Here is a 9,573-nt window from a genome sequence, read left to right on the forward strand (position 1 = left end):
GGCCGGCGAGGAGCCGCCCGCGGTCGCGCACCGGCTCCGCGCCGAGCTCGGCCGCAAGCTCGCCCGCCTCGCCGAGCGCCACCCGGCCGCCGCCGGGCCGAGGCCCGCGGCGCGCCTTGACCCCACCTCGCGCCGCCGATAGCGTCCGCCCACGATGCCGGTCCCGTCCTATCCCTCCGACGCCGAGGCGAGGCACGAGGAGGGGTTCCTCGACTCCGCCGACCACCTGCGCCTGTACTGGCAGCGGTACACGCCGCCCGCGGCGCGCGCGACGGTCGCGATCGTCCACGGGGGCGGGGATCACTCGGGGCGGTACCCGGCGCTGACCCGCGCCCTCGTCGCGGCCCGCTTCCAGGTGGCGCTCGTCGATCTCCGCGGGCACGGCCAGTCCGACGGCCGGCGCTGGCACGTGGACGCCTTCTCGGACTACGTGTCGGACCTCGACGCGTTCGTGGCGAAGCTCTCGCAGGACGGCATCGCCGGCGAGCGGCTGTTCGCGGTCGCGCACAGCATGGGCGCGCTCGTCACCACGCTGTGGGGGTTCAGCCGCGGCCGGCACCTCTCCGGCTTCGTGCTCTCGTCCCCGTACTTCCGGCTCGCGCTGAGGCCGCCCGCGGCGAAGGTCCTCGGGGCGCGCCTGCTCGGGCGCGCCGTCCCGTGGCTGTCGATCTCGACCGGCCTGGACCTCGCCGACCTGACCTCCGATCCCGAGCTGCGCCGCTGGACCGAGCGCGACCCGCTCTACGGCCGCTCGACGACGCCGCGCTGGTTCTCCGAGTCGAGGCGCGCCCAGGTCGAGGTGCTGCGCCGCGCGAAGGAGTGGCGCGCGCCCCTCCTCGTGCTCGCCGGCGGCGCGGACCGGATCGCCGACGTCGCCGCGGCGCGCGCGTTCTTCGAGGCCGCGGCCGTGGACGACAAGCGGCTCGTGGTGTACGACGGCTTCCGACACGAGCTGTTCAACGAGCGCGAGCGCGCGCGGCCCATCGCCGACGTCGTCTCGTGGCTCGGCGAGCGCAGCGACGCGTGATCCCGCGCGCCGGGCGGCGTGTGCGCAGATCACCCTGTTGACGCCTCCGTCGGGGGCCTTCTATCCTGCGCGCGTCTACACTCCACGCGCGGTAAGCGCGGCCCACGGCAGGTTCTCCCGGAGGAAGAAGCAAAATGGCTGGCATCGAGAAGGTCCCGGCGCCCCGCGCCGGCGCTCACACGGTCATCGGAAGCTCGATCGTCATCGACGGCGAAATCTCGGGAGACGAAGACCTCGTCATCCAGGGCACCGTGAAGGGCCGCATCAGCCTGCGCGAGAGCCTCTACGTCGAGAACTCCGGCGTGATCGAGGCCGACATCGAGACGGCGAACGTCGAGGTCTCGGGGCAGGTGACGGGCAACATCGTCGCGAGCGACAAGGTCGAGCTCAAGGCCGACTGCAAGGTCGTGGGCGACATCCGCGCCCCGCGCATCCTCATCGCCGACGGCGCGCTCTTCAAGGGCAACGTCGACATGGACGTCAAGGACACGAAGGGAAAGTGAACCGTGGCCACCTCTGACGGCAGCACCATCATCGGCGAATCGATCCTCATCAGCGGGTCCCTCAACGGCGACGAGGACCTCACCGTCCGCGGCCGGGTGGAGGGCACGCTCACCCTCACGAAGACCCTGGTGGTCGAGCCCACCGGCATCGTGAAGGCCGAGGTCCAGGTCAGGAACTGCGTCATCGCGGGCGTGGTGGTCGGGAACGTCACCGCCTCCGAGTCGGTGGAGATCACGCGGGAAGGCCGGATGGTCGGCGACATCAACGCCCCGCGCGTGATCATCGTCGACGGCGCCAGCTTCCGCGGCCGCATCGACATGGGCGAGGTGGACGTCGAGGAGGACCAGCAGCGCTCCGCGCGGTCCGTCACCTCGTCGCGCGTGTCGGTGCCCGCGCCGGCGCCGCGTCCCTCGATCCGCCCGGCCCCGTCGCCGCGCTCGGCGCCCGTCTCCGAGCGCCGCGTCGAGGAGAAGGCGGCCGCGTCCGCGAAGCCGCTCGCGCCCCCCGCCCCCGTGGCGATGGGCGCCGTGAAGCGCAAGGTCATCGTGAAGCGCAAGTGAACCCGGCGCCGGGGGCCCGTGAAGACGCGGGCCCCCGGAGCCCGTCTCGCCAGGCGGAGGCCACGTGGAGCTCGAGCCCCGCACCGTGACGCCGGTCCACGCGACCGGCGCCGTCGAGTTCGTGCCGCTCTCTGCGGTCGCGGACGACGTCACCTTCCGGCTGCGCGAGGAGGGCGACGTCGCAGCCCTCGCGGGGTCGATCGGCCGCCTCGGCCAGCTCGCGCCGGTGGAGCTGCGGCCCATCCCGGACGCGCCGCCCGGCGCGCCCCGGTTCCAGGTCGTGGACGGCTTTCGCCGCATCGCCGCGCTCCGGCTGCTGATGCGCGAGCGCGTGCTGGCCCGCGTCCACCGCACCCTCGACGACGACGACGCCTGGGGGCTCGCCCTCGGGCACGCGCTCCTCACCGAGCCGCTCGACCGCGACGCGCTCCGGCGCCTGCGCGAGCGGCTCCTCGGGAGCGGCGCCGCGCCGTGGGCGGACGATCTGCTCGACGAGGCGCTCGTCCGGGCGCCGGTCGAGCCGGAGCTGCGCGAGCGGTTCTTCGAGTTCCTGGGCGGCGCGTCCGCTCCGGGCGAGGTCGAGGAGGTCGCCGTGGAGACGGACACGGATCCGGGAGCGGCGGGGCGCGACGCGGACGAGCTGGAGCGTGCGGCCGGGTCGCCGGCCGCGGAGCCCGCGGGGGACGCGGACGCCGACCTGGCGGGGCTCGAGGCCGAGCCCGAGCCGGAGGCCGAGGAGGTGGAGGTGGAGGTCACCCCCGAGGAGCTGGTGGAAGATCTCGCGGCGCGGCTGTACCAGGTGAACGCGGACCTCGCCGTGGCGTTCGACGCCTGGGCCGAGCTGCCCGCCCAGGGGCGGCTCGCCATCCTGGAGCAGGTCCGCTGGATGGCGAACCTCCTCCCGCACCTCGAGGGGGACGGAGAAGGACGATGACCGTCGAGACGGACCGCGCGCGCCTGCTGGAGCTCCTCCGGACGCTCTCGTTCGAGCGCCGCAAGGTGATCCTCGCCTCCGGCAAGGAGAGCGACTTCTACGTGGACTGCAAGCGGACCACCCTCACCGCCGAGGGGCACGTGCTGGTCGGCCGGCTCCTGCTCGAGCGGGTCCGGGCGATCCGGCCGCTCGTGCGCGGGATCGGCGGGCTCACGCTGGGCGCCGACCCCATCGCGAGCGCCGTGGCGCTGACGAGCTTCCTCGAGGGCGAGCCGGTGGACGCCTTCGTGGTCCGCAAGGAGCCGAAGGGGCACGGCACCGGGCAGTGGGTCGAGGGGCGCCGGACGATCCCGGACGGCGCCCGGGTGATCGTGATCGAGGACGTGGTGACCACCGGCGGGAGCGCGCTCAAGGCCATCGAGCGCTGCCGCGTCGAGAAGCTCGTCCCGGTCGCGTGCCTCGCCCTCGTCGATCGGCTCGAGGGCGGCCGCGAGGCGATCGAGGCGCAGGGGGTCCCGCTCCAGGCGCTCTTCACGCGGCGGGACTTCATCCCGTGAGACCGGCCGGCGCGGTCGCCGCGCTCGCCGTCCTCGGCGCGTCGAGCCTCCTCGGCTGCGCCGCGATCCACTCGCGCCAGCCCGTGCCCGGCACGGCGGAGGGCGAGTGGGCGCGCGTGCGGGTCGCGGCGACCCGGCGGACCACCCTCTACGACGGCCTCGTCCACCGCGCCACCGCGACGGCGACCCACCTCGGCGCCGCGGAGCGCGAGGCGCGCGCGCGCCGGCTGGCGGAGTGGCTCGACTGGACCCCGCAGGAGCTCGAGCAGCGGCTCGCGCAGGAGCGCACCGGGGCGGAGCAGGAGGACCAGTTCGTCCTCTCGTTCTACGCGTCGGACTGGCACGTGAACGACCTCGACTCGCCCTCGAGCGTGTGGCGGGTGGCGCTGCACGTGGCCGGGGCCGAGGTGCTGCCGACCAAGGTCGAGGCGATCGACGCCGACCCGAACGTGCGGGGGCTCTACCCGTTCGTGGGCGACTTCGACGTGGTGTACCTCGTCCACTTCCCGCGCACGCCCGCGCCCGCCGACGGGGGACCCTACCTGCTCCGGATCTCCTGCGCCCTCGGGAAGCTCGACCTCGACTACGCCGCGAAGGTCGAGCCGGACACGGTGAAGAGGCCCGCGCCCGGCCCGACCGCGCCCTGAGCCAGGCTTCGGGCGAGCCATCGGCCCGGGCCTCGGGCTTGGGGTTCAGGCTTCAGGTGGAAGCCGCGAGGGCGGCGGCACCGTCACGCTCGGCGGGCCGTGACCGCTCGCGCCCGCGTGCGCGGGTGCGCGAGCGGTCGGCCGCCGTACGCGTTCACTCCAGGTCGCCGCGCGTGATCACCGTGTCCCGCACCCACTTCTCGTCGGGCTTCGGGTAGTCAAGGATGTAGTGCAGGCCGCGGGACTCCTTGCGGCGCCGCGCGCACTCCACGATGAGCATCGCCACGTCGGCGAGGTTCCGGAGCTCGATGAGGTCCGGCGCCACCCTGTACTGCCAGTAGTACTCGCGGATCTCCGACCGGAGCAGGGCCAGGCGCGTGCGCGCCCGCTCGAGCCGCTTCGTGGTCCGGACGATGCCGACGTAGTTCCACATCAGGCGCCGGACCTCGTCCCAGTTGTGCGCGACCACCACGCCCTCCTCGGGCGCGAGCGCGGCACCGACGTTCCAGTCCGGAATCGCCCCCTCGGGCGCGACCTCCCGGACGGCCTCCTCGCGCGCCGTCATCGCGGCCCGCCGCCCGAAGACCGTCCCCTCGATGAGCGAGTTCGAGGCGAGGCGGTTCGCGCCGTGGAGCCCGGTGCAGGCGGTCTCGCCGATCGCGTAGAGCCGGGGGATCGTGGTGCGCCCCATGAGATCCACGACCACGCCGCCGCACAGGTAGTGGGCCGCCGGCACGACCGGGATCGGCTGCACCGCCATGTCGATCCCGAACTCCTTGCAGGTCGCGTAGATGTTCGGGAAGTGCTCGAGGAGGAAGCTCTTCGGCAGGTGCGTCATGTCGAGGAACGCGCTGTCGTCCCCGCGCCGCTTCATCTCCGCGTCGATGGAGCGCGCCACGATGTCGCGCGGCGCCAGCTCCTTCCGCGGGTCGTAGCGGATCATGAACGCCTCGCCCGCGCCGTTCCGCAGGATGCCGCCCTCGCCGCGGAGCGCCTCGCTGATGAGGAAGTTCTTCGCCTGCGGGTGGAACAGGCAGGTCGGGTGGAACTGGAAGAACTCCATGTTCGCGATGGCCGCGCCGGCGCGGTAGGCCATCGCCACGCCGTCGCCCGTCGCGACGTCCGGGTTGCACGTGTAGAGGTAGACCTTGCCGGCCCCGCCCGTGGCGAGGACGGTCACGCCGGCGGACACGACGGAGACGTCGCCGGTGGCGCGGTCGAGCACGTAGGCGCCGAGGGCGCGGTTGGGGCCGCCCAGGCCGACCTTGCCGCTCGTCACGATGTCGATGGCGATCTGGTCCTCGACGATCCGGATCCCGCGCTCCTCGCAGGTGGCGAGCAGGGCGCGCTCGATCTCCCGGCCCGTCGCGTCCTTCGCGTGCGCGATGCGGCGGCGCGAGTGGCCACCCTCCCGGGTGAGGTGGAGCTTGTCCGGCGCCGTCCGGTCGAACTCCACTCCGAGGGAGAGGAGCCAGCGGATCTGATCGGGCCCCTCGCGCACCAGCGTCTCGACCGCCTCGCGCTTGCAGAGGCCGGCGCCCGCGACGAGCGTGTCCTGGACGTGCATCTCCGGGGTGTCGTCGGCGCCGAGGACGCTGGCGATACCGCCCTGTGCGTACTGGGTGTTCCCCTCGGAGCGCTGCCGCTTGGTGAGGACGAGGACGGATCCGTGGTCGGCGGCCTCGAGGGCGAAGGTCAGGCCGGCGATACCGCCGCCCAGGACCAGGAAATCGACATGTTCGCGCGATCGAAGAGTGCCCATGAGGTCACATGTAGCATGCCATCGGGAACAAAGTTGCCCGGGCGAGCGTGCTCTTGGTAACTTTTCCCCTGGATGTCCCTCTTCCGCGCCCTCTGCGTGCTTGGCGTCGCCGGGATGCTCGTGACGGCCCGGGCCGCGCGGGCGGGCGAGCTGTACTCGTACGTGGACGAGGACGGCGTCATCCACTTCTCGAACGCCCCGAGCGACACGCGCTACCGGCGCATCGGCAAGAAGCCGAGCTCCGGCGGCGTCTACCGTGCGAGCGCCCAGGCGCGGGCCCGGCCGATGCCGCGGCCGGGTTCGCAGGATCGCTACCTCGAGCACATCCGCGGCGCCGCGGCGAAGTACCGGCTCCCCGAGGCGCTCCTCCTCGCGGTGATGGCGGTCGAGTCGAACTTCGACCATCGCGCGGTCTCGGAGAAGGGCGCGGTCGGGCTCATGCAGCTCATGCCCGGCACCGCGAAGGACATGTACGTCCGCGACGCCTACGAGCCCGCGCAGAACATCGAGGGCGGCGCGCGCTACCTCCGGATCCTCGCGAACATGTACGACGGCGATCTCGTGCGGACGCTGGCGGCGTACAACGCGGGGCCCGAGGCGGTGCGGCGCGCCGGGGGCGAGGTGCCGGACATCCCGGAGACCCGGGAGTACGTCCGCAAGGTCGTGGCGCTGTACGAGGCCTACAAGGCAGGGCGGTGAGCGGTGGCGAGGCGCGGGGGCGTTGACGAGGTTGACGAAGAGTTCCTGTTCCACCTGAACCGGGGCTCGGACCTGCTCGCGCGCGGTGACGCGGACGCGGCGCGGGCCTCCCTGGAGCGGGCGCTCGAGCTCCGGCCCAAGGACGCGAAGGTCCTCGGGCTGCTCGGGCAGGCCTTCTACAAGCTGGGGCAGTACGAGGACGCGACGATCGCGTGGCAGCGGCTCGTGGACGACAACCCCGTCGAGCCCGCCGCGCGCGTGAACCTCGGGCTCGCCTTCCTCAAGGCGAAGCAGTACCCCGAGGCCACGCGGCAGCTCGAGATCGCGCTCGACCTGAACCCCGAGCACACGAAGGCGATGCGCTACCTCGGGCTCGCGCTGCTCGAGTCGGGCGACGCCTCCCGGGCGCGCGGCTGGTTCGCGAAGGCGGGCGCCGAGCAGCTCGTCGTCCGCTGCGACGAGATCCTCGCCGGCGCCGACCCGTCCAGCGCCGCGCCCACGCGCACCCCTGCGCCCGAGCCGCACGTCGAGGTCGAGGTCGAGGCCGAGCCGGCTCCGGCCCCCGAGCCGCTCGCGACGCCCGCCCCCGCGAGCCTGCGGGCGGTGAGCCCCGCGGCGGCTGCCGAGCGGGTCGAGGCGGGCGGTGCAGGGGCCGTCGCCGCGCCCCCAGGCGTCGCCGGCGTCTCCGTCGCCTCCGCGGCGGCGGGTGCCAACCTCACCGGCTACGCCGCGGAGCGCGCCGTGCCTGTCGCCAGGGCCGGCTTCGCCGTCGCGGGCGGCGTCCTCTCGGTCGCCGTCGCCGGCGAGGTCCGGGTGCGGCTCGACGGCCTGCTCGCCGTCGCCGGCCGGATCGCCGTCGAGGCGGAGCGGAAGCGGTTCCGCGGCCGGCCGACCGAGCAGGCGTTCGGCGAGGGGGCAGCGGCCGTGTACCGCGCGAGCGGGGAGGGGACCCTCCTCCTGCGGACCGCCGGGCGGCGCTTCACGCCGCTCGCGCTCGGCGCGGAGCCCGCCTACCTGCGCGAGGCGGTCGTGTTCGGGTTCGAGGAGGGCGTGACTTTCGAGAACGGCCGCGTCCAGTCGTCCACCGCCGCGGAGCTGGACCTCGTGCTGCTCCGCGGGAGCGGGCGGTTCCTCCTCGTCACCGCCGGCGAGCCGGTCGCGCTCGACGTCGCGCCGGACGCGCCGCTGCGGGTCCCGCTCGCCGCGCTGGTCGGGTGGACCGGCGCGCTGACCCCGCGCCTGACGACGCTCCTCGAGGACGGGGGCGCCGGCGACGCGGCGGTGGAGCTGACGGGCGAGGGGCGCGTGCTCGTCGATCCGGGCGCCGCGGGCGGCCCGGCCGGGGCCGCGGCGTGACCACCCGGTCGCTCCGGCGCGAGGCGCTGAACCTCCCGAACGCGATCACGCTCACGCGGATCGCGCTCATCCCCGTGTTCCTCTGGTTCACGTACTACGAGTCGCGGGTGGACAGCTTCATCGCGGCGGTCGTGTACGCGCTCACCGGCGCGACCGACTTCCTCGACGGCTGGGTGGCGCGGCGGAAGAACCTCGTCACGGTGATCGGCAAGTTCCTCGACCCCCTCGCCGACAAGCTCATCGTGATGGCCGCGCTGGTGATGCTCGTCCACCTCGGGCGGGTCGCCGCGTGGGTCGTCATCGTGGTGATGGCCCGCGAGTTCATCGTGACCGGGCTGCGGACCATCGCGATGAGCGAGGGGATCGTCATCGCCGCCGGGCGGGAGGGGAAGCACAAGACCGCCTTCCAGGTCGCCGCCATCACGTTCCTGCTGCTGCACTACACGTACCCGATCAACGCGATCTTCTTCTCGTTCGACCTCGACGCGAACCGGGTCGGGACCTGGCTCCTGTACATCTCGCTCGTGTTCTCGGTCTGGTCGGCCGTCAGCTACTTCGACGGGTTCATCCGGGCGGTCTACAAGGCGCCGCAGCGATCCGAGGCCGTCCCCCCCGCGTCCGGAGGAAAGCCTCTTGACACCCCCCGCGCGCCCCCTCTATAAAGCGCGCCACGCTGACTTCGCGGGAATAGCTCAGTGGTAGAGCATCGCCTTGCCAAGGCGAGGGTCGAGGGTTCAAATCCCTTTTCCCGCTCCATCTAAGGGCCCGGTTCGCCGGGCCCTTTTTCTTTTCCCTCTACAGCGCCTCCACCCCCGCCTCCACGCGCCCCACGGGCGCGGTGGACCTGCGGTCCAGCAGCCGGATCGCCTGCTCCTTGTGGCCCTCCGCGAGGTGCATGTACCGCATCGTCGTCGTGAGGTGCGTGTGCCCGGCCAGCTCCTGGATGACCTTCGCCGGGGCGCCCTGCATCGCAAGGTGCGAGCAGAACGTGTGGCGGAGAATGTGGAAGTTGCCCGTCGGCTTGAGCCCTGCGAGCCGCTGGGCGCTCTTCATCCAGCCCCGGAGGACCTTCGTCGTCAGCTCCGCCCCGTCGTCCTGCACGAGCACGCGGGCGCCGCGGAGGTGACGCACGGCCGCGAGGCTGTCGGTCATCGGGACGACGCGTCCCTTGCCGCCCTTGGGTGAGTCCACGACCCCGCGCCACACCTGGCGCTCGACCGTCATTCGGCCGTTCGCCCTCTCTGCCAACGTGAGCGAGACAACGACCCCTACGGAGTTCAGTGTAGAAGGGCGAGCTTGGACTTCACGGTGAGCAGCAGCGCAGATATCGGGTTGGTTGGGCAGGAGACCGAGGTGACCGCGAAGGCGCGGCGGCGGCAGTTCACCGCCGAGTACAAGAACAAGGTCTTGGCCGAGGCCGAGGCGTGTACGAAGCCGGGCGAGATCGGCGCCCTGCTCCGTCGCGAGGGCCTGTACTCGTCGCACCTCGTGGAATGGCGGCGGGCCCGCGACAGCGGTGCGCTGGCC

General features: G+C 73.0%; 11 protein-coding genes, 1 tRNA gene and 1 pseudogene. 11 read left to right on the top strand and 2 right to left on the bottom strand.

Annotation, left to right across the window (positions count from 1 at the left end; genetic code table 11):
* Positions 1 to 154: 154 nt before the first annotated feature.
* The 6 genes from MNZ27_RS21930 to MNZ27_RS21955 all read left to right on the top strand — a co-directional run bounded on the left by MNZ27_RS21930 (position 155) and on the right by MNZ27_RS21955 (position 4,229).
* Entirely contained in the window at positions 155 to 1,027 is an 873-nt protein-coding gene (locus tag MNZ27_RS21930; RefSeq protein ID WP_242396204.1) for an alpha/beta hydrolase, read from the top strand.
* Between the two features lie 134 nt (positions 1,028 to 1,161).
* Complete coding sequence (locus MNZ27_RS21935; protein WP_242396205.1) at positions 1,162 to 1,530, top strand: bactofilin family protein; 369 nt, start codon at positions 1,162 to 1,164, stop codon at positions 1,528 to 1,530.
* Between the two features lie 3 nt (positions 1,531 to 1,533).
* Entirely contained in the window at positions 1,534 to 2,091 is a 558-nt protein-coding gene (locus tag MNZ27_RS21940) for a bactofilin family protein (RefSeq protein WP_242396206.1), read from the top strand.
* A gap of 64 nt (positions 2,092 to 2,155) precedes the next feature.
* Positions 2,156 to 3,025 carry a ParB N-terminal domain-containing protein gene (locus MNZ27_RS21945; RefSeq protein ID WP_242396207.1) on the top strand — a complete coding sequence of 290 codons (870 nt, stop codon included), beginning with the start codon at positions 2,156 to 2,158 and terminating at the stop codon, positions 3,023 to 3,025.
* Entirely contained in the window at positions 3,022 to 3,582 is a 561-nt protein-coding gene (pyrE, locus tag MNZ27_RS21950; protein WP_242396208.1) for an orotate phosphoribosyltransferase, read from the top strand. The genes MNZ27_RS21945 and pyrE overlap by 4 nt, the downstream gene beginning before the upstream one ends.
* A complete protein-coding gene (locus tag MNZ27_RS21955; RefSeq protein ID WP_242396209.1) occupies positions 3,579 to 4,229 on the top strand; it encodes a hypothetical protein in 651 nt (216 codons plus the stop codon). The genes pyrE and MNZ27_RS21955 overlap by 4 nt, the downstream gene beginning before the upstream one ends.
* 154 nt (positions 4,230 to 4,383) lie before the next feature.
* Here MNZ27_RS21955 and nadB read toward each other — a convergent pair whose 3' ends face one another.
* Positions 4,384 to 5,991, bottom strand: a complete 1,608-nt coding sequence (gene nadB, locus MNZ27_RS21960) for an L-aspartate oxidase (RefSeq protein WP_242396210.1) — start codon at positions 5,989 to 5,991, stop codon at positions 4,384 to 4,386.
* 72 nt (positions 5,992 to 6,063) lie between these two features.
* On the opposite strand from nadB, the gene MNZ27_RS21965 reads away from it, so the two are divergent.
* From MNZ27_RS21965 to MNZ27_RS21980, 4 genes are all read left to right on the top strand, one after another.
* Complete coding sequence (locus tag MNZ27_RS21965) at positions 6,064 to 6,690, top strand: lytic transglycosylase domain-containing protein (protein ID WP_242396211.1); 627 nt, start codon at positions 6,064 to 6,066, stop codon at positions 6,688 to 6,690.
* Positions 6,691 to 6,693: 3 nt separating this feature from the next.
* Positions 6,694 to 8,046, top strand: coding sequence for a tetratricopeptide repeat protein (locus tag MNZ27_RS21970; RefSeq protein ID WP_242396212.1), 1,353 nt, complete (start codon positions 6,694 to 6,696; stop codon positions 8,044 to 8,046).
* A complete protein-coding gene (pgsA, locus tag MNZ27_RS21975) occupies positions 8,043 to 8,708 on the top strand; it encodes a CDP-diacylglycerol--glycerol-3-phosphate 3-phosphatidyltransferase (RefSeq protein ID WP_242396213.1) in 666 nt (221 codons plus the stop codon). Before MNZ27_RS21970 ends, pgsA begins: the two co-directional genes overlap by 4 nt.
* 19 nt (positions 8,709 to 8,727) lie before the next feature.
* Positions 8,728 to 8,802 (top strand) — tRNA-Gly (locus MNZ27_RS21980).
* Positions 8,803 to 8,841: 39 nt separating this feature from the next.
* Here the strand turns inward: MNZ27_RS21980 and MNZ27_RS21985 are convergent.
* The gene (locus MNZ27_RS21985; RefSeq protein WP_242396214.1) at positions 8,842 to 9,270 is read right to left on the bottom strand and encodes a tyrosine-type recombinase/integrase; all 429 of its coding nucleotides are present in this window, start codon (positions 9,268 to 9,270) and stop codon (positions 8,842 to 8,844) included.
* 72 nt (positions 9,271 to 9,342) lie between these two features.
* Here MNZ27_RS21985 and MNZ27_RS21990 point away from each other — a divergent pair.
* A pseudogene (locus MNZ27_RS21990) lies at positions 9,343 to 9,573 on the top strand (IS3 family transposase); the annotation flags it as partial.

The sequence above is a fragment of the Anaeromyxobacter oryzisoli genome, from assembly GCF_022690765.1.
Classification (GTDB): Bacteria; Myxococcota; Myxococcia; order Myxococcales; family Anaeromyxobacteraceae; genus Anaeromyxobacter; species Anaeromyxobacter oryzisoli.